Here is a 23464-nt window from a genome sequence, read left to right as displayed (position 1 = left end):
CTGCGGACCTCTCAGGCCGCCTCGGACTCCGGGGCGGCCTGTTCGCGTACGTCGGCCGCGCTGCGCACGTCGGCCCCGGTGCCTTCGGGCGCGTCCGGGGCGTGCTCCCGCGCGGGTGGCGTCGAGACCGCCGTGGCCGCCGCGCCCGCGGCGAGCAGCGCCCCCATGGACACGACGGACGAGCGGGGGTCGCGCTGCACTCCTGCTGCGGACATGGCTGCCTCCTGGCCCGGGCCGGCCCGTACTTAGGCAGGCCTAACCAGCCCTCGGTACCATGTCACCACGCGCGACTCCATCGGCGCAATATCTTGCCGACGAGTTGTCGGTACGTTTTCCCGCGGAGCCCCTCGGCCACCCGCCCTGCCCCTGCGCTAGCGAACCGGGGCCAGCTCCGCCAGTGCGCCCGGCCCGGACCAGCGCGACCCGATCCCGCGCACCGAGACCTCCCGCACGTCGTCCAGGACCTCCTCGTGACCGACCGCCCGGGCGATCACCACGTGCAGCCGGTCGTCGGAGAGCTCCTCGACCTTGCCGTCGCCCCACTCCACGACGACCACGGAATCGGGCAGCGAGACGTCGAGGTCCAGGTCCTCCATCTCGTCCAGCCCGCCGCCGAGCCGGTACGCGTCCACGTGCACCAGCGCCGGCCCGCCGCGCAGCGAGGGGTGCACCCGGGCGATCACGAAGGTCGGCGAGGTCACGGCGCCCCGGACGCCCAGCCCCTCGCCCAGGCCCCGGGTCAGCGTGGTCTTGCCCGCGCCGAGCTCCCCGGTCAGCAGGACGAGGTCGCCGGGGCGGAGCAGGCCGGCGAGGCTGCGGCCCAGCTCCTGCATGGCCTCGGGCGAGTCGACGGTGATGCGCGCCTCGGCGGCGGCCGCCTCAGTTGCCTGCTGCGGTGCCTGACGGTGCAGTGCTCGTGGCGCTTCCAGCGGTACTTCTTCCATGCCCGCCAACGTTAGTCGCTGCCGGCACCGCACCGGTGCGCGCCAGCAGGTCGGTGAGCAGCCCGGTCACCGTTTCGGGGTACTCGAGCATCATGAGGTGCCCGGCGGACTCCAGGACCACGAGCTCCGCGGCCGGCAGCGCGTCCTTGATGGCCTGGCTGTGCGCGGCCGGGGTGACCATGTCGCGGTCGCCGGCGATGACGGTGACGGGGATGTCGGCGAACCGCTGGAGGGCGGCGCTCTTGTCGTGGATCTGGAAGGCCGGGTAGAACTCGGCGACCACGTCGATAGGGGTGGCCTCGATCAGCCGCTCGGCGAAGCGCGCGACACCCGGGTCCACCTCGCGGGGGGCGCCGAACGAGTACATCTTGATCATGCCCGCGAAGAGGTCGGCGGTGGCCCGGCGACCCTTCTCCACGAGCTCCACCTGCGAGCCGAGCGCCCGCAGCACGGGCGGCAGGATGCGGCGCACGGCGCCCATGCCGACCGAGGGCAGCCCGTACGTCACCTGGTCGAGGTGCCCGCTGGAGGTGCCGACGAGGGCGACGCCGATCACCCGGTCGCGGATGAGCTCGGGGAACTGCTCGGCCAGCGCCATGATCGTCATGCCGCCCATCGAGTGGCCCACGAGGACCAGCGGGCCCTCGGGCGCGGCGGCGTCGATGACGGTCTTCAGGTCGCGGCCGAGCTGGTCGATGGTCACGCGCTCGCCGTCGGCCTGGGAGAACCCGCGCGCGCTGCGGCCGTGGCTGCGCTGGTCCCAGTACACCGCACGCACCAGTCCGCGCAGGGCGGCGCGCTGGAAGTGCCAGGAGTCCTGGCCGAGGCAGTAGCCGTGGCAGAACACGACGGTCGGGGCGGCCGGTTCCTTGCGGCGCAGCCGAGGCCGCTTCTTCGGGCCTTCGGACGGCTCGTCGACCTCGTAGTAGAGCTCTGTGCCGTCCTCGGCGTAGCAGGCTCCGGCGGTGCCGCGCAGGGAGCCGTAGTCCCCGGTGGCGTCGAGCGCGAGGCGCGCCTTGCGGCGCATGCCGCGCCCGACCGTGATCCGTTCGACCGCAACGCCGGCCGCCGCGCCTGCGGCTATCACGCCGATCGCGGCGCCGGCCCAGCCGGCTTTGCGCCAGTTCTCGCTCACGCCGTCCTCACGCTCACGCCGTCCTCACTCAGCCTCAGCCGTTGCGGTACACCCGAGGAACGCGCACCCCGATACGGGTGACGATCTCATAGGCGATGGTGTGTGCCGCCTGGGCCCAGTCCTCGGCGGTGGGCTCGCCGTGCTCGCCGCTGCCGAAGATGACGGCCTCGTCACCGGCCCGTACCAGGTCATTGCCCAGGTCGACGACGAACTGGTCCATGGCGACGCGCCCGGCGACGCGGCGGACCTTCCCGCCGACGGAGACCGGCCCGCGGCCGGAGGCGTGCCGGGGGATGCCGTCGGCGTACCCGGCGGGGATGAGGGCGAGGTTCGTCTCGGCCTCGGTGACGTAGTGGTGCCCGTAGCTCACCCCGTGGCCCGGGGGCACGGCCTTGACCAGTGCCACGGAGGCCTTGAGGGTCATGGCGGGCCGCAGGCCCAGCTCCTGGGAGGTCCCGAGCTCGGGGGCCGGGGACACGCCGTAGACGGCGAGGCCGCAGCGCACGAGGTCGTAGTGGCTCTCGGGCAGCGTCAGCGTCGCGGGCGAGTTGGCGATGTGCCGGACCTCGGGCTCCACGCCCTCCTTCTCGGCGTACGCCAGCATGTCGCGGAACGCCGCCAGCTGGAGCGCGATGGAGGGGTGGCCGGGTTCGTCGGCGCAGGCGAAGTGGGACCAGACGCCGGTGATCTTGACGGTACCCTCGGCCTGGGCCGCGACGGCCGCCCCGACGAGCTCCGCCCAGTCGGCGGGCTGGCAGCCGTTGCGGCCGAGGCCGGTGTCGGCCTTGAGCTGGATCCTGGCCCGGCGTCCGGCGGCGTGCGCGGCCTTGCGCACCTCGTCGAGGGCCCACATCCCGCTGACGGAGATGTCCAGGTCGGCCTCGACGGCCGCCTGCCAGGGCCCGCCGGGGGTCCACAGCCAGCACATGAGCGGCCCGCCGATCCCGGCGGCGCGCAGCGCGAGCGCCTCCTCGGGGGTGGCGGTTCCGAGCCAGGTGGCACCGGCCTCCTGGGCCGCGCGGGCGCAGGGGATCGCGCCGTGGCCATAGGCGTCCGCCTTGACGACGGCCATCAACTCGGCCCCGGGTGCCCGCTCGCGCAGTGCGCGTACGTTCGCCCGTACGGCGTCAAGATCGATCTCGGCGTACACGCGCGTCGGTGTCTCGTTCATCGCCCCCAGTCTCTCAGAGCCCGGCCCTGGCCTGCGCGACCGCCGTCCCGACGCCGCATACCGGGATGTTCCACCCCCGTTGGGACCACTCCGCGGGTGCCGGGGGCCGAATACGGACCCCCGGCGGGGCCGTTACGGGTTCTGGATGTCGCGCCAGGCCTCCGGGAGGGACTGCGCGATCTGCTGGGCCAGGAGCGGGGCTCCGGAGGCGGCCCGGCGCCCCGCCAGGCCGTGGAGGTACGCCGCGACCGAAGCGGCGTCGAGTGCCGGCAGGCCCGAGGCCAGCAGGGAGCCGGCCAGGCCCGACAGGACGTCGCCGCTGCCGGCCGTCGCCAGCCAGGCGGTTCCCGTCGGGTTGACGCGGACCGGGCCGCCGCCGCGGGACACGAGCGTCGTCGAGCCCTTCAGCAGGGCCGTCGCCCCGTACCGCACGGCCAGCGACCGCACGGACGACAGCCGGGCCGACTCCACCGACTCCCGGGACACCCCCAGCAGCGCCGCCGCCTCCCCGGCGTGCGGGGTCAGCAGCGTCTCGGCCGGCCGGGCCCGCAGCACCTCCGGGTCCAGCCCGCGCAGCCCGTCCGCGTCCACCAGCACCGGCACCGGGTCCGCCAGGACCTGCGCGACCTCCGCCGCCCGGCCCTCCCCCAGCCCCGGACCGACCACCCACGCCTGCACCCGGCCCCGCCCGATCAGCGTCTCGGGGTACCGCGCCAGCACCGCGTCCGCCGCCGGCCCGACGTACCGCACGGCGCCCGCGCCGCCCCGCAGCGCCCCGGCGACGGCGAGCACCGCCGCGCCCGGGTACTGCGCCGACCCGGCGACGATGCCGACCACGCCCCGGCGGTACTTGTCGCTCGACGCCGTCGGAGCCGGCAGCAGCGCCGCGACATCGGCGTGCTGCAAGGCCTCCGCGTCCGGCTCCGGCAGCGACAGCCCGATGTCCACCAGGCGCGGCGCGCCCGTGCGCGAAGCCCCCGGGTCGATGAGCAGCCCCGGCTTGTACGCCCCGAAGGTCACCGTGACATCGGCCCGGACGGCCGGCCCCGCCACCTCCCCGGTGTCCGCGTCGACCCCGCTCGGCAGGTCCACCGCGACCACGACCGCACCGGCCGGGATCTGCTCCACCAGCTCCGCCGCGGCCGGCCGCAGCCCGCCGCGCCCGCCGATGCCGACGAGCCCGTCCAGTACGAGGTCCGCCCGGCCGGGGACGGCCCGCGCGACCCGGCCCCCGGCGGCCAGCAGCGCCCGCAGCCCGCCCGCGTGCACCCGCTCCGGATCCATCGGCACCGCCGTCACCCCGGCGCCGCGCCGGGCCAGCCGGGCGCCCGCGTACAGCGCGTCGCCGCCGTTGTCCCCGGGCCCGACGAGCAGGACGACGCGCGCCCCGTACACCCGGCGCAGCAGGCCCGCGCACACGGCGGCCAGCCCGGCCGCCGCCCGCTGCATCAGGGCGCCCTCCGGCAGCCGGGCCATCAGCTCCCGCTCGGCGGCCCGTACGGTCTCCACGCTGTAAGCAGTACGCATGGCACCAGCGTGCCCGAACCCCGAGGAGTCGGCCCTATCCTTCGGCGATCACCACGGCGGAGGCGACACCCGCGTCGTGGCTCAGGGAGATGTGCCAGGACTTGACGCCCAGCGCCAGCGCCCTGGCCTCGACCGTCCCCGACACCCGCAGCCGCGGCTGCCCGGTCTCCTCCACGTACACCTCGGCATCGGTCCACAGCATCCCGCCGGGCGCGCCGAGCGCCTTGGCGAGGGCCTCCTTGGCCGCGAACCGGGCGGCGAGCGAGGCGATCCCGCGCCGCTCGCCGCTCGGCAGCGTCAACTCGGAGTCGGTGAACAGCCGCCCGGCCATGTTCGGGGTGCGCGCCAGCGCCTCACCGAACCGCTCGATCTCGGCAACGTCGATCCCCACACCGATAATCACAACGCCAACTCGCTTCGCTCACTCCACCGTCACGGACTTCGCGAGGTTACGCGGCTGGTCCACCTCGTTCCCCCGCGCCGTCGCGAGCTCGCAGGCGAAGACCTGCAGCGGCACCGTCGCCACCAGCGGCTGCAGCAGCGTCGGCGTCGCCGGGATCCGGATCAGGTGGTCGGCGTAGGGGACGACCGCCTCGTCGCCCTCCTCCGCGATCACGATGGTCCGCGCCCCGCGCGCCCGGATCTCCTGGATGTTCGACACGATCTTGTCGTGCAGCACCGAGCGCCCGCGCGGCGACGGCACGACCACCACCACCGGCAGGTCCTCCTCGATCAGCGCGATCGGGCCGTGCTTGAGCTCGCCCGCCGCGAAGCCCTCGGCGTGCATGTACGCCAGCTCCTTGAGCTTGAGCGCGCCCTCCAGGGCCACCGGGTACCCGACGTGCCGCCCGAGGAACAGCACGGTGTCCTTGTCCGCCAGCGACCGCGCCAGCTCCCGTACCGGCTCCATGGTCTCCAGTACGGTGTCCACGGCCGCGGCGATGTCGGACAGCTCGCGGATCACCGCCTCGATCTCGTCGCCCCACTTCGTACCCCGCACCTGCCCGAGGTACAGCGCGACCAGGTAGCAGGCCACCAGCTGCGTCAGGAACGCCTTGGTCGAGGCGACGGCCACCTCGGGACCGGCGTGCGTGTACAGCACCGCATCGGATTCGCGCGGGATGGTCGACCCGTTCGTGTTGCAGATGGCCAGCACCCTGGCGCCCTGCTCGCGCGCGTGCCGCAGCGCCATCAGGGTGTCCATGGTCTCGCCGCTCTGCGAGATCGCGACGACCAGCGTCCGCTGGTCCAGGATCGGGTCGCGGTAGCGGAACTCGCTCGCCAGCTCCGTCTCGCACGGGATGCGGGTCCAGTGCTCGATGGCCAGCTTCGCGATCATGCCCGCGTGGTAGGCCGTACCGCACGCCACGATGACGACCTTGTCCACCTCCCTGAGCACCGAGACGGGGATGCGCACCTCGTCCAGGGTCAGCGAGCCGCTCGCGTCGATCCTGCCCAGGAGGGTGTCGGCGACGGCCTTCGGCTGCTCGGCGATCTCCTTGAGCATGAAGTAGTCATAGCCCCCCTTCTCGGCCGCCGAGGCGTCCCAGTCCACGTGGTACGCCCGCACGGACGCGGGCGCACCGGCGAAGTCGGTCACCGTGACCCCGTCGCGGCGGAGCTCGACGACCTGGTCCTGCCCCAGCTCGATCGCGGACCGGGTGTGGGCGATGAACGCGGCCACGTCAGAGGCGAGGAAGTTCTCCCCTTCCCCAACGCCCACCACCAGGGGGGAGTTCCGGCGCGCCCCGACCACCACGTCCGGCGCGTCGGCGTGCACCGCGACCAGCGTGAACGCGCCCTCCAGCCGCCGGCACACCTGCCGCATGGCCTCCGCGAGGTCCCCGCAGGCGTCGAAACGCTCGGCCAGCAGGTGGGCGACGACCTCGGTGTCCGTCTCGGACTCCAGCCGGTGCCCCCGCTCGGCCAGTTCGGCGCGCAGCGCGGCGAAGTTCTCGATGATGCCGTTGTGCACGACGGCCACCCGGCCCGCGTTGTCCAGGTGCGGGTGGGCGTTGACGTCGGTGGGCCCGCCGTGGGTGGCCCAGCGGGTGTGCCCCAGTCCCGTCGAACCGGCCGGCAGCGGGTGCCCGACCAGCTCCTTCTCCAGATTGACGAGCTTGCCGGCCTTCTTGGCGGCGATGAGCCCCCCGTCGGCGAGCACGGCGACGCCCGCCGAGTCGTAGCCGCGGTACTCGAGCCGCTTGAGTCCGGCGATGACCACATCGAGCGCCGACTGCGCTCCCACGTAACCCACAATTCCGCACATACGGCGCAGCGTACGCGGATGTCGGCTCCGTGCCCCGTACCTGAACAAGACGAAAAACCCGCCCCGGCGAATACGCCGGAGCGGGTTGACGCATGTTTCGAACGGTCAGCCGAGCTTCTTGGCCTGGATCTCGACGACGGCCTTCGGCTGCTCGGCGGAGCCACTCGGGCTCACGGCCGAGAAGGTGGCGATGATGTTGCCCTTGCGCACGACCACGAGCTCCGTGGACGCCTTCTCGCCGTCCACGTCGGCCACCGCGGTGTAGGCGAGCGCCTCGTCGCCCGCGGTGATCGGGGCGCCCGGGACCACCTTGGAGATCTTGAGGGAGTCGCCGGACTGGCTGCCCGTGTAACCGCCGGCGCAGGCCGTGGCCGCAGCCTTGACCGAGGCGAAGGCCGCGTCGGCGCCCTTGCCCTCGTACGAGGCGAGGGCGATGGACGTGACGGTGGCGCCCAGGACCTCGCCGGCGGACTTCGGCACGGCGACCGCCTTGGTGCCCGCCCTGCCCACCGGGGTGCCGACCGGGGCCGTGGACTGCGCCTTGACCAGCGGCAGGCACTCGGGCTTGTCGCTCCCGGCGCTGGCCGCCGCCGCGAGTTCGGCCGGGGTGGCCGCCCGGACCGCGTGGGTCGGCAGCTCGGTCTGCGTCACCAGCAGCGCGACCAGCTCGGCGTCGGTCTTCGCCTTCGCCGCCGGCGCCGCCGCCGCCGCCGACGCTGCGCCGGAGGGGGTCGGCGTGGCGCCGCCCACCTTGTCGTCCGCCTTGTCGGAACCGCAGGCGGTGGACAGCAGGGCCAGGGACACCGCGGAGGCGGTCAGGACGGTACGGCGGACAAGGGTGCTACGCACGAAGGATCTCCCCCAGAAACACAACAACGACAACGGCGGCAGCAGAAGGAGCGCCGCGATGATCAACAAATCTACGGGGGGATCCGATCACGACCGGTCCATTTTCCGCCGGGTACGGCCAATCGTGACCGGGGTGAGATCCGGTACCCCGGCTCCGGCCCCGGCCCGACCCGGCCCCCCGATCCGAGCCCCGGCACGAGCCCCGGCCCAGCCCGGCTCGCAGCCGGCTCGCGACCGGCACGCGAACCACTGCACGACACCCCGCAGGCACCGCCGCGACGGCCCCGGGCACCGGCACGTGACCGACCACACCACCCACAACCGCCCCCGAGCCACGACAATGGCCCTGTGATCACTTCGCCGCCACGAAGCACGCCGGACAGCGCGATGGAGCGCCCCGACCGTCCCGAGCGACCTCACCGCCGGGCCGAGGTCTCTCCCTACGTCGACCTCACCCGGGCCGAGTGGAGCGCCCTGCGCGAGCGCACCCCGCTCCCCCTCACCGCCGACGAGGTCGAGCGGCTGCGCGGTCTCGGCGACGTCATCGACCTCGACGAGGTCCGGGACGTCTACCTCCCGCTCTCCCGCCTCCTCAACCTCTACGTCGGCGCCACGAGCAACCTCCGCGGCACCCTCAACACCTTCCTCGGCGACGCCGGCAACGGCCACGGCGCGCAGCAGGGCACCCCGTTCGTCATAGGGGTCGCCGGCTCCGTCGCCGTCGGCAAGTCGACCGTGGCCCGTCTGCTCCAGGCCCTGCTGGCCCGCTGGCCCGAGCACCCCCGTGTCGAGCTGGTCACCACCGACGGCTTCCTGTACCCCATGAAGGAGCTCCAGCGCCGGGGGCTCACCTCCCGCAAGGGCTTCCCGGAGTCGTACGACCGCCGCGCGCTCACCCGCTTCGTCGCGGACATCAAGGCCGGCAAGGACGAGGTGACGGCCCCGGTCTACTCGCACCTGATCTACGACATCGTCCCGGGCGAGCAGCTCGTCGTACGCCGCCCGGACATCCTGATCGTCGAGGGGCTCAACGTCCTCCAGCCGGCCCTGCCCGGCAAGGACGGCCGCACGCGCGTCGGCCTCGCCGACTACTTCGACTTCAGCGTGTACGTGGACGCCCGCCCCGAGGACATCGAGCGCTGGTACCTCAACCGGTTCCGGAAGCTGCGCGAGACCGCCTTCCAGAATCCTTTCTCCTACTTCCGCAAGTACACCCAGGTCTCCGAGGAGGAGGCGATGGAGTACGCGCAGACCATGTGGCGCACCATCAACAAGCCCAACCTCCTGGAGAACGTGGCTCCCACCCGCGGCCGCGCGACCCTCGTCGTGCGCAAGGGCCCGGACCACAAGGTGCAAAAGCTCAGCCTCCGCAAGCTCTGACCTCGTCACCCACTAGGGTGCGGCCATGCTGCACCTGCGGTTGATCACCCCGCCCGACCGGACCGATGCCGTGGTCTCGGCCATCGAATCGACGGTCGGCACCACCCATCTGGTCGTACTGCCGGGCGTCGCCCGCGAGCCCCGGGGCGACGTCGTGATGTGCGACGTCGCCCGCGAGGCGGGGGACGAGCTGCTGAACGAACTCCGGGAGCTGGGCGTCGAGCGGGACGGCTCGATCGCCGTCGAGAACATCGACCTGTCGCTGTCCCGGCGGGCCGACGCGGCCGAGGAGGAGGCCCCGGGCGAGGCCGCCGACGCCGTGCTGTGGGAGCAGCTGACGGAGGCCACCCACGAGGAGTCCACGCTCACCATCACGTACCTCGCGTTCATGATCCTGGCGACCATGATCGCGGCATGCGGTGTCGTACTCGACAACGCCATCCTGATCGTGGGAGCCATGGCGGTCGGTCCGGAGTTCGGTCCTCTCGCGGGCGTCTGCACCGCGGTGGTGCAGCGGGAGCCGCGGCTCGCCCTGCGGTCCCTCGGCGCACTGCTGATCGGCTTCGCCGCCGCGATCGCCGCCACGACCGTCTTCAGCCTGGGGATGGACGCGATCGGGCAGTTCCAGGAGGGGATGCTGGAGCGGCCCCGCCCGAACACCGGCTTCATCTGGCAGCCGGACCCGTTCTCCTTCGTGGTGTCGCTGCTCGCGGGCGTGGCGGGGGTGCTGTCCCTGACCTCCGCCAAGTCCGGGGCGCTGGTGGGCGTCGCGATCTCCGTGACCACCGTCCCGGCCGGTGCGAACGCCGCCGTGGCCCTCAGCTACGGCGACCTCGCCCAGATGTGGGGTTCGGCGGAGCAGCTGCTGCTGAACCTGGGCGGGATCATGCTGGCGGGCATCTTGACCCTCTACGGGCAGAAAGCGCTCTGGCGGACCCAGCGCGGCCGCTGGGTCCGCCGGCCGAAGAGCTGAACGGTCCGGTGACGCCGTCGGCCCCGCCCTCCGCAATCGCGGAACGGCGGGGCCGACGCTACTTCGACGACGCTCCCTAGCCGAGCGCCGACTTCACGACGTCCGCGAGCCGCCCGGCGACCGCGCGGGCCTGCTCGATGTCGGCGGCTTCGACCATCACCCGGACGAGCGGTTCGGTACCCGACGGACGGAGCAGCACCCGGCCGGTGGTGCCCAGCTCGCGCTCGGCGTCGGCGACGGCCGCGGCCAGCTCGGCGGAGGTCTTGACCCGGGACTTGTCCACGTCGGGGACGTTGATCAGCACCTGCGGCAGCCGCTGCATGACGCCCGCCAGGTCGGCCAGCGACCGGCCGGTGGCCGCGACGCGCGCCGCCAGCATCAGGCCGGTGAGCGTGCCGTCGCCGGTCGTGGCGTGGTCGAGGATGATCACGTGGCCGGACTGCTCGCCGCCCAGGGCGTAGCCGTGCTCCTTCATCGACTCGAGCACGTACCGGTCGCCGACGCCGGTCTGCACCACCTGGATGCCCTCGCCCTCCATGGCCAGCTTGAAGCCGAGGTTGGACATCACGGTGCCGACGACGGTGTTGCCGCGCAGCTGGCCGGCCTCGCGCATGGCCAGCGCCAGCACCGCGAGGATCTGGTCGCCGTCGATCTCCGCGCCGGAGCCGTCGACCGCGAGGCAGCGGTCCGCGTCGCCGTCGTGCGCGATGCCGAAGTCGGCGCCGTGCTCGACCACGGCCTGCTTGAGGAGCCCCAGGTGGGTGGAGCCGCAGCCGTCGTTGATGTTGAGGCCGTCCGGCTCGGCGCCGATGGTGACGACCTCGGCACCCGCCCGGGTGAAGGCCTCGGGCGAGACGCGGGCGGCGGCGCCGTGCGCCTCGTCCAGGACGATCTTGAGCCCGTCCAGGCGGTTGGGCAGGACCGCGATGAGGTGCGCGACGTACTTGTCGAAGCCCTCGTCGTAGTCGGAGACCCGGCCGACGCCGGCGCCGGTGGGCCGGTCCCAGGGAGCGCCCGTGCGGTGCTCGTCGTAGACGGCCTCGATGCGGTCCTCGAGCTCGTCGGCGAGCTTGTGGCCGCCGCGGGCGAAGAACTTGATGCCGTTGTCGGGCATCGCATTGTGGCTGGCCGAGAGCATCACGCCGAGGTCGGCACCCAGCGCACCGGTGAGATACGCCACCGCCGGGGTGGGCAGCACACCGACGCGCAGGACGTCCACGCCCGCGCTCGCGAGGCCCGCGACGACCGCGGCCTCCAGGAATTCGCCCGAGGCGCGGGGGTCGCGGCCGACGACCGCGGTCGCCCGGTGGCCCGCGAAGGTGCCCGCCTCGGCGAGTACGTGGGCAGCTGCCACGGAGAGACCGAGCGCGAGCTCAGCCGTCAGATCCGCGTTGGCGACGCCGCGTACACCGTCCGTCCCGAAGAGTTGTCCCACTGTTGTCCTCCCGAGTTCACGCTTCGTTTGTGACCGCTTGTGACATGTATTTGCCGCTTGTGGCGGTAAACGAACCGCCCCGGCAGCACGGAGAGTGCTGCCGGGGCGGTTGTTGCTGAACAGCAGGCGCAGATTAACGCTTGCTGTACTGCGGGGCCTTACGGGCCTTCTTGAGACCGGCCTTCTTGCGCTCGACCGCACGGTCGTCGCGGGAGAGGAAGCCGGCCTTCTTCAGCGCCGGGCGGTTGTTGTCGACGTCGGCCTCGTTCAGGGCGCGGGCCACACCGAGGCGCAGGGCGCCGGCCTGACCGGAGACGCCGCCACCCGCGATGCGGGCGATGACGTCGTAGCGACCGTCGAGCTCGAGCAGCTTGAACGGCTCGTTGACTTCCTGCTGGTGCACCTTGTTGGGGAAGTAGTCCTCAAGGGTGCGACCGTTGATCTTCCACTTGCCGGTGCCCGGAACGATCCGGACGCGGGCGATGGCGTTCTTGCGACGGCCCAGGCCGGCGGCCGGCTGCGGGTCGCCGAAGCGGCCGGCGAGGGACTCGGAGGTGTAGTCGCCCTCGACGACGACCTCAGACTCGGTGGTGTACTCCTCGACGCCCTCGAACTCTTCGACGGGGGTCTCGGCGGTGGTCTCGGCCACGATGCTCCTCAGAATTTTCTACGTCTTAGGGGGTGGCCGGAACTACTGCGCGACCTGGGTGATCTCGAACGGCACCGGCTGCTGGGCAGCGTGCGGGTGCTGGTCGCCCGAGTAGACCTTCAGCTTCGAGAGCATCTGACGGCCCAGGGTGTTCTTGGGGAGCATGCCCTTGACGGCCTTCTCGACGGCCTTCTCCGGGTTGTTCGCCAGGAGGTCGTCGTAGCGCACGGAACGCAGACCGCCCGGGAAACCGGAGTGGCGGTAGGCCATCTTCTGGGAGGCCTTGTTGCCGGACAGGTGAACCTTGTCGGCGTTGATGATGACGACGAAGTCGCCCATGTCCATGTGAGGCGCATAGGTCGGCTTGTGCTTGCCCCGCAGGAGGGCAGCGGCCTGGGTCGCCAGACGGCCGAGGACAACGTCCTGGGCGTCGATGACGAGCCACTGGCGCGAGATGTCGCCGGGCTTGGGGCTGAACGTACGCACGCGTATGCCTTCGCTTCTTCAGTGGTGGTATCCCACGGGCGCAAGCCCCACGGGAAGGTCCTGACAGGGTCACCACGGACGATCACGACAGCCCTCATTCACAACGGGGACGCAACCCGCGTGAACTGCTGGTCATCGGTCCGGTGGACCGGCGTAAGGCCCTTTCACGTGAGAATGAGAAAGCCAATACGCATAACAAACCAGCAGGATACCCAAGCAGACCCGTACGGGTCAAAACGCGGTCCGCGATGCCGATTCTGCTGGCGTCGCGGCGCACTCCGGTTCGGTCCTGGGTGGGGACCCCGCAGTTGTTACGGGCTCCAGAATAACCCGACCGGAGAGCAGTGCACGACGCGCCAGCACGAACGCGAGTCCGCACAGGGTGGCGCAGTCCTTGAAGGCACGCCTCTTGTGGGCCAGCTCCGAGGGCCACGGGACCAGGGCCACCTGGGGCGCCAGGGCCAGCCAGAACCAGGGCGAGCGGGGCATCGAGCCGGGCCGCACCCCCGAGGCCAGCAGCAGCGGCAGCACCACCAGGAGGTAGTGGTCGAAGGAGGGACGGGAGACCAGGAATGCGGCGAGCATCACCATGCAGGCCGTCTCCACCAGCCGCAGCTGCCCCTGGTCACCCCCCTCACCGGAGTCCGGCCGCCGCCAGCGCCGCCAGGCGCCCCACAGCCCGGCTCCGGCTCCCGCGAAGGCCACGGCCACCGCCACCGGCTCCGGCACCCCCAGCCGCGGCAGCACCGCGATCGGCGAGGCGTCCCAGGGCAGCGCGTAGGCGTCCTGCCCCTGGAAGAGGAACGGCAGGGTCTTGGTGAAGAACAGCGACGGGCTCGGCATCAGCAGCGCCCCCACCAGCGAGGCCCCCAGCGGCACCAGCACGGCTGCGGCCAGCCCCCGCCACTGCCGGGCCAGCAGGAACAGCAGCCCGATCGGCACCAGCATCGGCTTGCAGGCGATCGCCAGCCCGACCACCAGGCCGGCCGCCCCCCACGCCCTGCGGTGCGCGAGCAGCAGCGCCACCGGCAGCGCGGCCGCCGATATGGCCGTCCAGTTGCCGATCAGCACGAGGTTCACGTACGGCTTGTAGGCCAGGGCCAGCACCGCGAAGCCGCCGACCGCCAGCCGCGAGCGCAGCGGCACCGAGAACAGCCGCAGCGCGGCCAGCCAGCCCGCGGCCAGCAGCCCCGACATCCCCACCGGGAGCAGCCAGCGCAGCACCGTCTGCGGCAGCAGCGCCTCCGGCACCGCCATCAGCACGGCGCTCGGCAGGTACAGGAACCGCTTGTCCTCGTACGGGGAGCCGCCGTCCAGCAGCGTCCGCGCGGCCTTGACCACGAAGGCGTTGTCCGAGCCCCAGTTCGCCCGCAGGCTCGTGGAGACCGCGATGCCGAGCACCACGGCCAGGGCCACGGCCCGCCAGGACCCGGACGCCGGCCGGAGCAGCCAGGCCACCAGCCGGTGCCCGAACGCCGGATCCCTCACGGCGTCCCATCTCCTGAGCCAGGTGCCATGCCGCAGCCGCACAACGCCTCCCGATCGACCCGCTCGGAGGCGGTCTCCCCCCAGCGCTTCCGCTCGACCCTACGTTCGGCGGCGCTCGACGCGCCGCTCGTCCCACACGGGTTCCTGAGTCTCTCGTACAACACCGTCCGAGCCGAAGACCAGGAAACGGTCAAATGTGCGCGCGAACCAGCGGTCGTGCGTGACGCACAGCACAGTGCCCTCATACGACTCCAGGCCGTCCTGCAGCGCCTCCGCGGACTCCAGGTCCAGGTTGTCCGTCGGCTCGTCCAGCAGCAGGGCCGTGGTGCCCGCCAGCTCCAGGAGCAGGATCTGGAAACGCGCCTGCTGGCCGCCCGACAGCTTCTCGAACGGCTGCTCCGCCTGGCGCTCCAGCTCGTAGCGGCGCAGGACGCCCATCGCGGCGCCGAGCGGCTTCGCGGCCTCCGTCCACAGGATGTCGACCAGGGTGCGGCCGAACAGCTCGGGGTGGGCGTGGGTCTGCGCGAAGTGTCCGGGGACCACCCGGGCGCCCAGCTTGAAATCACCGGTGTGCTTGACGTCCTCGCCCGCCAGCAGCCGCAGGAAGTGCGACTTCCCGGAGCCGTTCGAGCCGAGCACCGCGACCCGCTCCCCGTAGAAGACCTCCAGCGAGAACGGCTTCATCAGGCCCGTGAGCTCGAGGTTCTCCACGGTCAGCGCGCGCACGCCCGTACGCCCGCCCTTGAGCCGCATCTTGATGTCCTGCTCCCGCGGCGGCTCCGGCGGCGGGCCGGCCTCCTCGAACTTCTTGAAGCGGGTCTGCATCGCGTGGTACCGCGAGGCCATGTCCGGGCTGATCGCGGCCTGGTTGCGCAGCCGCAGGACCAGCGCCTTCAGACGGGCGTGCTCCTCGTCCCAGCGCCGCTTGAGCTCCTCGAAGCGCGCGAAGCGCTCCTTGCGGGCCTCGTGGTACGTGCCGAAGCCCGAGCCGTGCACCCACACGTCCGTGCCCATCGGGCTCGGCTCCAGGCTGATGATCTTCTCGGCGGCCGTGGACAGCAGCTCCCGGTCGTGCGACACGAAGAGCACGGTCTTGCGGGTGGTCTTGAGCTTCTCCTCCAGCCACCGCTTGCCCGGGACGTCCAGGTAGTTGTCCGGCTCGTCGAGCAGCAGCACCTCGTCGGGCCCGCGCAGCAGGGCCTCGAGGACCAGCCGCTTCTGCTCACCGCCCGACAGCGTGCGCACCTCGCGGAACTGTGCGGTGTCGTACGGGATGGCCAGCGCGGCCATGGTGCAGACGTCCCACAGGGTCTCCGCCTCGTAGCCCTGTACGTCGGCCCAGTCGCTGAGCGCCTGCGCGTACGCCATCTGGGCGGCTTCGTCGTCCACCGTCATGATCAGGTGCTCGGCGTGGTCGACGGCCTTCGCGGCCGCCCGGATCCGCGGCTGGGCCACCGAGACCAGCAGGTCCCGCACGGTCGTCTCGTCCCGTACGGAGCCCACGAACTGCGACATCACGCCGAGGCCGCCGCTGACGGTGACCCCGCCGCCGTGCGGCTGGAGGTCACCGGAGATCAGCTTCAGCAGGGTGGTCTTGCCGGCCCCGTTCGCCCCGACGAGGGCGACGACCGACCCCTCCCCCACGCGGAAGGAGACGTCGGGGAGCAGGACCCGCCCGTCGGGAAGGTAGTACTCCAGGTGGCTGGCTTCGAGATGTCCCATGCCGGGCATTGTCCAGGCCCGGCGCCGATCCGCCCAAACGAATTCGGCGGGGGCCGCCGCGGGTCAGCAGCAGCCGGCGCCCGGGAGGGTGCGCACGTTGCGCGCTTCCTTGCTGCGGGCGGCCAGCAGCTCGTCCGCCGGGTAGCCGACCTCCTCCAGGGTGAGCCCGTGCGGCTTCACGACGTGCACCGAGGAGTCCCGTACGGCGGCCCGCAGGACCTTGCCGGGCCAGTCGGTCGGCCGGTGCCCGTCACCGACGTGCAGCAGTGCGCCGACCAGCGAGCGGACCATGTTGTGGCAGAACGCGTCGGCGCGGACGGTCGCCGTGACGATGCCGTCCTCGGCGCGCTCCCAGCTGAGCTGCTGGAGGGTGCGGATGGTGGTGGCGCCCTCGCGCTTCTTGCAGTACGCGGCGAAGTCGTGCTCGCCCAGCAGCGGGGCGGCGGCCTCGTTCATGGCGTCCACGTCCAGGGGCCACTGGTGCCACAGCACGTGCCCGCGGCGCAGCGGGTCGACGCCGCCCTGGTGGTCGCCGACGCGGTAGGCGTAGCGGCGCCAGATGGCCGAGAACCGGGCGTTGAACCCCTCCGGCGCCTCGGCGGCCTTCCACACCCGTACGTCGTGCGGCAGCCGGCCCGCGAGGCGGCGCAGCAGCTTGTCGTGGTGCTCGGCCCACACCTCCTCGGCCAGGTCGAACTGGGCGACCTGCCCGCGCGCGTGCACGCCGGCGTCGGTCCGCCCTGCCACGGTCAGCTCGACCGGGTCCGGCAGCCGCATCACGGTCTGCAGGGCCGACTCCAGCTCGCCCTGCACGGTCCGCAGCACGCGCTGCTTCGCCCAGCCGGAGAAGTCCTTGCCGTCGTAGCTCAGGTCCAGCCGCACCCGGACGTGCCCGGGCTCCACCTCGTCACTCACGTGACAGATCCTCTCAGAAGCTGCAAGAACGTCGGACAACGCAGAACGGGCCCGCCCCGGGAAGGGGCGGGCCCGTTCAGAGCCGATCAAGCAAGCGTGATCCCGGGGGATCAGGCCTCCTTGGTCTCCTCGGCGGGGGTCTCGACAGCCTCCGCCTCCTTGACCGCACGCTTGGTGGCGGCCTCGGCCTCACCGGTGGCCTGCTGGGCGACCGTAAGGGCCTCGACCAGCTCGATCACGGCCATCGGGGCGTTGTCGCCACGACGGTTGCCGATCTTGGTGATGCGCGTGTAACCACCGGGGCGGTTCTCGTAGCGCGGGGCGATCTCGGTGAACAGCGTGTGCACGATGCTCTTGTCCGTGATCGTCTGCAGCACCAGGCGACGGTTGTGGATGTCGCCCTTCTTGGCCTTGGTGACCAGACGCTCGGCGTAGGGACGCAGGCGGCGGGCCTTGGCCTCGGTGGTGGTGATGCGGCCGTGCTCGAAGAGCGCCTTCGCGAGGTTCGCGAGAAGGTGCTTCTCGTGCGCGGCGCTGCCGCCCAGACGGGCACCCTTTGCGGGACGCGGCATGGTGTTACTCCTTCATATCTGCACCGGCCGTGTCAGGTACCGGTGTCAGTTCCCCCGGGGCGGATGCCCCGGGAAAGTCTTCTTTAGTACTGCTCGGTCTCGACGAAACCGGCGTCCGCGTCGTCGTCGGCGCCGAAGGCGTCGGCGGCGGCGGTCGGGTCGAATCCGGGCGGGCTGTCCTTGAGGGCCAGGCCCATGCCGGCCAGCTTCGCCTTGACCTCGTCGATCGACTTCGCACCGAAGTTGCGGATGTCGAGCAGGTCGGCCTCGGAGCGGGCGACGAGCTCACCCACGGAGTGGATGCCCTCGCGCTTGAGGCAGTTGTACGACCGGACGGTGAGCTCGAGCTCCTCGATCGGCAGCGCCAGGTCGGCGGCCAGGGCGGCGTCCGTCGGGGACGGGCCCATGTCGATGCCCTCGGCGTCGATGTTGAGCTCGCGCGCCAGACCGAACAGCTCGACCAGGGTCTTGCCGGCGGACGCCATGGCGTCGCGCGGGCGCATGGCCTGCTTGGTCTCGACGTCGACGATCAGCTTGTCGAAGTCGGTGCGCTGCTCGACTCGGGTCGCCTCGACCTTGTAGGTGACCTTGAGGACCGGGCTGTAGATGGAGTCGACCGGGATGCGGCCGATCTCCTGGCCCAGCTGCTTGTTCTGGACGGCGGAGACGTAGCCGCGACCGCGCTCGACGGTCAGCTCCATCTCCAGCTTGCCCTTGCCGTTGAGCGTGGCGAGGACCAGGTCCGGGTTGTGCACCTCGACACCGGCCGGGGGCGCGATGTCGGCAGCGGTGACCAGGCCGGGACCCTGCTTGCGCAGGTACATCACGACCGGCTCGTCGTGCTCCGAGGAGACGACCAGCTGCTTGATGTTGAGGATGATGTCGGTGACGTCTTCCTTGACACCGGGCACGGTGGTGAACTCGTGCAGGACGCCGTCCACGCGGATGCTGGTGACAGCGGCACCCGGGATCGAGGACAGGAGCGTGCGGCGCAGCGAGTTGCCGAGGGTGTAGCCGAAGCCCGGCTCGAGCGGCTCGATCACGAACCGCGAGCGGTACTCGTCGACGACCTCTTCGGTCAGCGAAGGACGCTGAGCGATAAGCATGTCTGTGTTCCTTCAGTCGTGGACGCCCACTATTTGACGCCCGACATGTACTGCTGGGTACTGCAAGGGTACGGGCGGCACGGCCCCCGAAGGGGTCGTACCGCCCGGACACTCAAAGACGCACAGGCGTCGCTGCGTCAGACGCGGCGGCGCTTCGGCGGGCGGCAGCCGTTGTGCGGGGTGGGGGTGACGTCCTGGATCGAGCCGACCTCGAGGCCGGTGGCCTGGAGGGAGCGGATCGCGGTCTCACGGCCGGAGCCGGGACCCTTGACGAAGACGTCGACCTTGCGCATGCCGTGCTCCTGCGCGCGGCGGGCGGCCGACTCGGCGGCCATCTGCGCGGCGAAGGGGGTGGACTTGCGCGAGCCCTTGAAGCCGACGTGGCCGGCGGAGGCCCAGGAGATCACGTTGCCCGAGGGGTCCGTGATCGAGACGATCGTGTTGTTGAACGTGCTCTTGATGTGGGCGTGCCCGTGAGCGACGTTCTTCTTTTCCTTGCGGCGCACCTTCTTGGCAGCGCCCTGACGACCCTTGGGGGGCATCTAAATCTCCTACGGGAGGTGGTCGGTCCTACAGCGCAAGACCGCTGAACAGGACTACTTCTTGCCCGGCTTCTTCTTACCGGCGATCGCGCGACGCGGGCCCTTGCGGGTACGCGCGTTCGTGCTGGTGCGCTGACCGTGCACCGGCAGGCCACGACGGTGGCGGATGCCCTGGTAGCACTGGATCTCGATCTTGCGGCGGATGTCGCCCTGGATCTCGCGGCGGAGGTCACCCTCGGTACGGAGGTTGGCGTCCACGTACTCGCGGATCTTGACGAGGTCCTCTTCGGCCAGGTCACGAACGCGGGTGTTCGGGTTCACGCCGGTGGAGGCGAGGATCTCCTTGGACCGGGTGCGCCCGATACCGAAGACGTAGGTGAGTGCGATCTCCACACGCTTTTCGCGCGGGATGTCAACACCGGAAACGCGTGCCATTCAATGGCTCCTGTGTGTTCGGGGGTCTTCCGCAGAACCACTCCCGACCGCCGACCACACCTGCATGGGTGGTGGTACGTCCGGGTCCCCGGCCCCCGCCGGAGGTGCCGCCGGCCCTTCTCAGGGCTGGGCGGATTCTGCGTATGTACGTTTTCTTACGTCGCGCGAAGAACTGCGTAGTGCAGGTCGGTCGGCGTGCGTCAGCCCTGGCGCTGCTTGTGGCGCAGGTTGTCGCAGATGACCATGACCCGACCGTGACGGCGGATCACCTTGCACTTGTCGCAGATCTTCTTGACGCTCGGCTTGACCTTCATGTTGGTGAGGTTCTCCGGGTCAGTGCCACCACCCGCACCGGGACGTGCGCCCAGGCAGGAGTGAGGACAAGATCTACTTGTATCGGTAGACGATCCGGCCACGCGTCAGGTCGTACGGAGACAGCTCCACAACGACCCGGTCATCCGGGAGGATGCGGATGTAGTGCATACGCATCTTGCCGCTGATGTGCGCGAGGACCTTGTGACCGTTCTGCAGTTCCACCTTGAACATCGCGTTCGGGAGGGACTCGATCACGGTGCCCTCGATTTCGATGGCACCTTGCTTCTTGGCCACGCTTCGCCTTTCGAATCGGCTACCTTGATCAGCTCCCTGCCTCACATGCGGACATGCGGGTGCAAAGGAGCCGACGAGTCAGTCTACGTCAGGGCACCCAGAAAGACGAATCCGGAAAGTTTGCCCCACAGACTAGATCATTAACCCGTGGGGTCTCCCCAGGGCCGTCAGGCATGAGGGGACGGGTCGGGCGCCGTCGTCACGCCGTACTCCGCCAGCTTCGCCTTGCCGCAGTCCGGGCTGGTCAGGACGATGGGCCCGGCCTCCGTCAGGGCGATGGAGTGCTCCCAGTGCGAGGACCAGGTGCCGTCCGTCGTGATGACCGTCCAGTCGTCCGCCAGGACCTCCGTCTGGGCGGTGCCCAGGGAGACCATCGGCTCGATCGCCAGGCAGACGCCCGGGACCAGCTTGATGCCCTTGCCCCGCTTGCGCGAGACGTAGTTCAGCAGGTGGGGGTCCATGTGCATCTCGGACCCGATGCCGTGGCCGCCGTAGTCCTCGATGATCCCGAACTTGCCGAGGCTGTGGTCGCCGGTGCTCGGGCGGGGCTGGCGCTTGATGTACGTCTCGATCGCCTTCGAGATGTCCACGAGGCGGTTGCCGAGCTTCATGGCGGCGATGCCGGCCCACATGGACTCCTCGGTCACCCGGGAGAGCTCGACGAGCTCCGGAGCGTGACCGGTGCCCACGAAGGCCGTGTACGCGGCGTCGCCGTGCCAGCCGTCCACGATCGCGCCGGCGTCGATCGAGATGATGTCGCCGTCCTTGAGGACCGTCTTGTCGTCCGGGATGCCGTGGACGACGACCTCGTTCACCGAGGTGCAGATCGTCGCGGGGAAGCCGCCGTAGCCGAGGAAGTTCGACTTGGCCCCGGCATCCGCGATGACCTTGCGGGCCACCATGTCCAGATCCCGCGTCGTGGCGCCCGGCACGGCCGCCTCACGGGTCGCCGCGTGGATCGCGGCGACGACCAGCCCCGCCTCGCGCATTTTCGCGATCTGCTCGGGGGTCTTGATCTGGACCATGGGAAGTGCCTTCCACCTTCGGATCTGCGTGTTCGGGTCGTCTCAACAGTACGGCCGCGGGGTCCTGGGGACACCGCGGCCGTACTGCACGAAACAGGGGTACTACTTCTGGAGCGCGTCCATCGCGCGCTGCGTGACGTCCGCGACCTCACCGAGGGCCGGGATGGTCACCAGCAGGCCCTGGGCCTTGTAGTAGTCGATGATCGGCTCGGTCTGCGTGTGGTAGACCTCGAGCCGGTTGCGGACCGTGGCCTCGGAGTCGTCGTCGCGCTGGTACAGCTCGCCACCGCAGGAGTCGCAGACGCCCTCGGCCTTCGGCGCCGCGTACACGACGTGGAAGACGTGCGCGGAGTTGTTGCGGCAGATCCGGCGGCCGGCGATGCGCTTGACCACCTCGTCCTCCTCGACCTCGAGGTCGAGGACGGCGTCGAGCTTCATGCCCGCCGTCTGCAGCATCTCGTCCAGCGCCTCGGCCTGCGAGACGTTGCGCGGGAAGCCGTCCAGCAGGAAGCCGTTCACGGCGTCCGGCTGCTCCATCCGGTCCTTGGCCATGCCGATGGTGATCTCGTCGGGGACGAGGTCACCGGCGTCCATGAACGCCTTCGCGCGCTGGCCCAGCTCGGTGTTCTGGCTGATGTTGGCGCGGAAGAGGTCGCCCGTGGAGATGTGCGGGATCGACAGGTTCTTCGCAAGGAACGCGGCCTGCGTTCCCTTGCCCGCACCGGGCGGTCCGACGAGGACGATTCGCATCAGCGGAGGAACCCTTCGTAATTGCGCTGCTGGAGCTGGCTCTCGATCTGCTTCACGGTTTCCAGACCCACACCCACGATGATGAGGATGCTCGTCCCGCCGAACGGGAAGTTCTGGTTCGCTCCGAAGCCGGCCAACGCCATCGTCGGCACAAGAGCGATGAGACCCAGGTACAGCGACCCCGGCCAGGTGATCCGGTTGAGCACGTAGCTCAGGTACTCGGCGGTGGGTCGACCGGCACGGATACCCGGGATGAACCCACCATACTTCTTCATGTTGTCTGCAACTTCCTCGGGGTTGAACGAAATCGCCACGTAGAAGAACGCGAAGAAGACGATCAGGAGGAAGTAGGCGGCGATGTAGTACGGGTGGTCGCCCTTGACGAAGTGCTTCTGGATCCAGGTGGCCCAGCCGGCGGTCGAACCGCTGAACTGCACGATCAGCGCCGGGATGTACAGCAGCGACGAGGCGAAGATGACCGGGATGACACCGGCCTGGTTCACCTTGAGCGGGATGTACGTCGAGGTGCCCCCGTATGCACGGCGGCCGATCATGCGCTTCGCGTACTGGACCGGAATCCGTCGCTGCGCCTGCTCGACGAAGACCACCAGGGCGACCATCGCCAGGCCGACGAGGATGACCACGCCGAACTCGACCCAGCCGTCGGCGATCTTGCCCTGGAGCTTGATCTGCCACAGGGCGCCGATGAAGCCGGCGGCGATGGAGATGAACATCAGGATGGACATGCCGTTGCCGATGCCGCGGTCGGTGACGAGCTCACCGAGCCACATGACGACGCAGGTACCCGCGGTCATGGTGACGACCATGACGATGGTGGTGAAGATCGACCGGTTCGGGACGATCTGGCTGGCGACCTGGCAGCCCTGGAACAGGGCACCAGTGCGGGCAGTGGCGACGAGGCCGGTGCCCTGCAGGATCGCGAGTGCGACCGTCAGATAGCGCGTGTACTGAGTGATCTTCGCGGTGCCGGACTGACCCTCTTTTTTGAGGTTCTCCAGCTTCGGGATGACCACGGTCAGCAGCTGCAGGATGATGCTCGCCGTGATGTACGGCATGATGCCGAGCGCGAAGATCGTGATCTGCAGCAGCGCACCGCCGCTGAACATGTTGACGAGACCGAAGAGGCTGTTGCTGCTTCCGGCCTGGTCGACACAGATCTGAACGTTCTTGTAGCTCACGCCGGGTACCGGGATGTGGGACCCGAGCCGGAACAGCACGATGATGCCGAGCGTGAAGAGCAGCTTCTTGCGCAGGTCGGGCGTCTTGAACGCCCGGGCGAACGCGGTGAGCACGGTGCCTCCTGCGACCCCCGCGCTACTGCGTCAGAGGTGACGGTCTGAGGGATCGGTGAATACGTACATGCAAAGGTGCAGGCCACCTTACCGGCGACTGCGCCCCCCGTGGAACGACCAACCGGGGATGCCCCATATGTGAGGCATCCCCGGTCAGGTTTCTAGCTAT

General features: G+C 70.5%; 25 protein-coding genes. 2 read left to right on the top strand and 23 right to left on the bottom strand.

Translation table 11 applies throughout. The features are described 5' to 3' along the window. Positions 1–11 precede the first annotated feature (11 nt). From ACFYXK_RS22685 to ACFYXK_RS22650, 8 genes are all read right to left on the bottom strand, one after another. Positions 12–215: a hypothetical protein gene (locus tag ACFYXK_RS22685; RefSeq protein ID WP_389412741.1), complete on the bottom strand. Its 204-nt coding sequence runs from the start codon at positions 213–215 to the stop codon at positions 12–14. Between the two features lie 156 nt (positions 216–371). Continuing rightward, entirely contained in the window at positions 372–944 is a 573-nt protein-coding gene (gene tsaE / locus ACFYXK_RS22680) for a tRNA (adenosine(37)-N6)-threonylcarbamoyltransferase complex ATPase subunit type 1 TsaE (RefSeq protein WP_389412740.1), read from the bottom strand. Further along, positions 880–2079 (bottom strand): alpha/beta fold hydrolase, encoded by a 1200-nt coding sequence (locus ACFYXK_RS22675; RefSeq protein ID WP_389412739.1) that lies wholly within the window; start codon positions 2077–2079, stop codon positions 880–882. Before ACFYXK_RS22675 ends, tsaE begins: the two co-directional genes overlap by 65 nt. 34 nt (positions 2080–2113) lie before the next feature. Further along, positions 2114–3250: an alanine racemase gene (gene alr / locus ACFYXK_RS22670; protein ID WP_389412738.1), complete on the bottom strand. Its 1137-nt coding sequence runs from the start codon at positions 3248–3250 to the stop codon at positions 2114–2116. A gap of 132 nt (positions 3251–3382) precedes the next feature. After that, entirely contained in the window at positions 3383–4777 is a 1395-nt protein-coding gene (locus tag ACFYXK_RS22665; protein WP_389412737.1) for an NAD(P)H-hydrate dehydratase, read from the bottom strand. Positions 4778–4811: 34 nt separating this feature from the next. After that, positions 4812–5180 (bottom strand): holo-ACP synthase, encoded by a 369-nt coding sequence (locus ACFYXK_RS22660; protein WP_389412736.1) that lies wholly within the window; start codon positions 5178–5180, stop codon positions 4812–4814. 18 nt (positions 5181–5198) lie between these two features. Next, positions 5199–7046, bottom strand: coding sequence for a glutamine--fructose-6-phosphate transaminase (isomerizing) (glmS, locus tag ACFYXK_RS22655; protein ID WP_383514112.1), 1848 nt, complete (start codon positions 7044–7046; stop codon positions 5199–5201). A 105-nt stretch (positions 7047–7151) separates the two neighbouring features. Continuing rightward, positions 7152–7895 carry a hypothetical protein gene (locus tag ACFYXK_RS22650; protein WP_389412735.1) on the bottom strand — a complete coding sequence of 248 codons (744 nt, stop codon included), beginning with the start codon at positions 7893–7895 and terminating at the stop codon, positions 7152–7154. Between the two features lie 387 nt (positions 7896–8282). Here ACFYXK_RS22650 and coaA point away from each other — a divergent pair, with 387 nt between their 5' ends. Next, positions 8283–9275, top strand: coding sequence for a type I pantothenate kinase (gene coaA / locus ACFYXK_RS22645; protein ID WP_363180148.1), 993 nt, complete (start codon positions 8283–8285; stop codon positions 9273–9275). Between the two features lie 25 nt (positions 9276–9300). Then, positions 9301–10248 (top strand): DUF389 domain-containing protein, encoded by a 948-nt coding sequence (locus ACFYXK_RS22640; RefSeq protein WP_389412734.1) that lies wholly within the window; start codon positions 9301–9303, stop codon positions 10246–10248. 76 nt (positions 10249–10324) lie between these two features. On the opposite strand, the gene glmM is transcribed toward ACFYXK_RS22640, so the two are convergent. The 15 genes from glmM to secY all read right to left on the bottom strand — a co-directional run bounded on the left by glmM (position 10325) and on the right by secY (position 23295). Then, positions 10325–11683, bottom strand: a complete 1359-nt coding sequence (glmM, locus tag ACFYXK_RS22635) for a phosphoglucosamine mutase (protein ID WP_389412733.1) — start codon at positions 11681–11683, stop codon at positions 10325–10327. Positions 11684–11816: 133 nt separating this feature from the next. Next, a complete protein-coding gene (gene rpsI / locus ACFYXK_RS22630; protein WP_030230680.1) occupies positions 11817–12332 on the bottom strand; it encodes a 30S ribosomal protein S9 in 516 nt (171 codons plus the stop codon). Between the two features lie 42 nt (positions 12333–12374). Continuing rightward, positions 12375–12818, bottom strand: a complete 444-nt coding sequence (gene rplM / locus ACFYXK_RS22625) for a 50S ribosomal protein L13 (protein WP_030154717.1) — start codon at positions 12816–12818, stop codon at positions 12375–12377. 231 nt (positions 12819–13049) lie between these two features. Next, a complete protein-coding gene (locus tag ACFYXK_RS22620) occupies positions 13050–14306 on the bottom strand; it encodes a glycosyltransferase family 87 protein (protein ID WP_389412732.1) in 1257 nt (418 codons plus the stop codon). 99 nt (positions 14307–14405) lie between these two features. Then, positions 14406–16028 (bottom strand): ABC-F family ATP-binding cassette domain-containing protein, encoded by a 1623-nt coding sequence (locus tag ACFYXK_RS22615; RefSeq protein ID WP_389412731.1) that lies wholly within the window; start codon positions 16026–16028, stop codon positions 14406–14408. Positions 16029–16091: 63 nt separating this feature from the next. Then, a complete protein-coding gene (gene truA, locus ACFYXK_RS22610; RefSeq protein WP_389412730.1) occupies positions 16092–16943 on the bottom strand; it encodes a tRNA pseudouridine(38-40) synthase TruA in 852 nt (283 codons plus the stop codon). 110 nt (positions 16944–17053) lie between these two features. Beyond that, positions 17054–17515, bottom strand: coding sequence for a 50S ribosomal protein L17 (rplQ, locus tag ACFYXK_RS22605; RefSeq protein ID WP_030154710.1), 462 nt, complete (start codon positions 17513–17515; stop codon positions 17054–17056). Between the two features lie 83 nt (positions 17516–17598). Beyond that, entirely contained in the window at positions 17599–18621 is a 1023-nt protein-coding gene (locus ACFYXK_RS22600) for a DNA-directed RNA polymerase subunit alpha (protein WP_007265920.1), read from the bottom strand. Positions 18622–18758: 137 nt separating this feature from the next. Continuing rightward, positions 18759–19163: a 30S ribosomal protein S11 gene (gene rpsK, locus ACFYXK_RS22595; RefSeq protein ID WP_003956432.1), complete on the bottom strand. Its 405-nt coding sequence runs from the start codon at positions 19161–19163 to the stop codon at positions 18759–18761. Positions 19164–19217: 54 nt separating this feature from the next. Beyond that, on the bottom strand, positions 19218–19598 hold the full coding sequence (gene rpsM, locus ACFYXK_RS22590) for a 30S ribosomal protein S13 (protein WP_007265919.1): 381 nt from the start codon (positions 19596–19598) through the stop codon (positions 19218–19220). Between the two features lie 200 nt (positions 19599–19798). Continuing rightward, positions 19799–19912, bottom strand: a complete 114-nt coding sequence (gene rpmJ, locus ACFYXK_RS22585; protein WP_003956441.1) for a 50S ribosomal protein L36 — start codon at positions 19910–19912, stop codon at positions 19799–19801. Positions 19913–19985: 73 nt separating this feature from the next. After that, complete coding sequence (gene infA, locus ACFYXK_RS22580) at positions 19986–20207, bottom strand: translation initiation factor IF-1 (protein ID WP_003956442.1); 222 nt, start codon at positions 20205–20207, stop codon at positions 19986–19988. A 167-nt stretch (positions 20208–20374) separates the two neighbouring features. Further along, positions 20375–21232 carry a type I methionyl aminopeptidase gene (gene map, locus ACFYXK_RS22575; protein WP_389412729.1) on the bottom strand — a complete coding sequence of 286 codons (858 nt, stop codon included), beginning with the start codon at positions 21230–21232 and terminating at the stop codon, positions 20375–20377. A 102-nt stretch (positions 21233–21334) separates the two neighbouring features. Beyond that, positions 21335–21982: an adenylate kinase gene (locus ACFYXK_RS22570; RefSeq protein WP_389412728.1), complete on the bottom strand. Its 648-nt coding sequence runs from the start codon at positions 21980–21982 to the stop codon at positions 21335–21337. After that, positions 21982–23295, bottom strand: a complete 1314-nt coding sequence (gene secY / locus ACFYXK_RS22565; RefSeq protein ID WP_030298219.1) for a preprotein translocase subunit SecY — start codon at positions 23293–23295, stop codon at positions 21982–21984. The genes ACFYXK_RS22570 and secY overlap by 1 nt, the downstream gene beginning before the upstream one ends. Positions 23296–23464 lie beyond the last annotated feature (169 nt).

Source organism: Streptomyces sp. NPDC002209 (assembly GCF_042890265.1).
In the GTDB taxonomy this organism is placed as follows: domain Bacteria; phylum Actinomycetota; class Actinomycetes; order Streptomycetales; family Streptomycetaceae; genus Streptomyces.
The sequence above is the reverse complement of the archived record's forward strand: the minus strand, read 5'-3'. Positions and strand labels throughout refer to the sequence as shown.

Coding starts and splice junctions, on each gene's coding strand:
- ACFYXK_RS22685 (WP_389412741.1), bottom strand. CDS start 215: ATGTCCGCAGCAGGAGTGCAGCGCGACCCCCGCTCGTCCGTCGTGTCC.
- tsaE (WP_389412740.1), bottom strand. CDS start 944: ATGGAAGAAGTACCGCTGGAAGCGCCACGAGCACTGCACCGTCAGGCA.
- alr (WP_389412738.1), bottom strand. CDS start 3,250: ATGAACGAGACACCGACGCGCGTGTACGCCGAGATCGATCTTGACGCC.
- ACFYXK_RS22665 (WP_389412737.1), bottom strand. CDS start 4,777: ATGCGTACTGCTTACAGCGTGGAGACCGTACGGGCCGCCGAGCGGGAG.
- glmS (WP_383514112.1), bottom strand. CDS start 7,046: ATGTGCGGAATTGTGGGTTACGTGGGAGCGCAGTCGGCGCTCGATGTG.
- coaA (WP_363180148.1), top strand. CDS start 8,283: ATGGAGCGCCCCGACCGTCCCGAGCGACCTCACCGCCGGGCCGAGGTC.
- ACFYXK_RS22640 (WP_389412734.1), top strand. CDS start 9,301: ATGCTGCACCTGCGGTTGATCACCCCGCCCGACCGGACCGATGCCGTG.
- ACFYXK_RS22615 (WP_389412731.1), bottom strand. CDS start 16,028: ATGGGACATCTCGAAGCCAGCCACCTGGAGTACTACCTTCCCGACGGG.
- rplQ (WP_030154710.1), bottom strand. CDS start 17,515: ATGCCGCGTCCCGCAAAGGGTGCCCGTCTGGGCGGCAGCGCCGCGCAC.
- ACFYXK_RS22600 (WP_007265920.1), bottom strand. CDS start 18,621: ATGCTTATCGCTCAGCGTCCTTCGCTGACCGAAGAGGTCGTCGACGAG.
- rpsK (WP_003956432.1), bottom strand. CDS start 19,163: ATGCCCCCCAAGGGTCGTCAGGGCGCTGCCAAGAAGGTGCGCCGCAAG.
- rpsM (WP_007265919.1), bottom strand. CDS start 19,598: ATGGCACGCGTTTCCGGTGTTGACATCCCGCGCGAAAAGCGTGTGGAG.
- rpmJ (WP_003956441.1), bottom strand. CDS start 19,912: ATGAAGGTCAAGCCGAGCGTCAAGAAGATCTGCGACAAGTGCAAGGTG.
- map (WP_389412729.1), bottom strand. CDS start 21,232: ATGGTCCAGATCAAGACCCCCGAGCAGATCGCGAAAATGCGCGAGGCG.
- ACFYXK_RS22570 (WP_389412728.1), bottom strand. CDS start 21,982: ATGCGAATCGTCCTCGTCGGACCGCCCGGTGCGGGCAAGGGAACGCAG.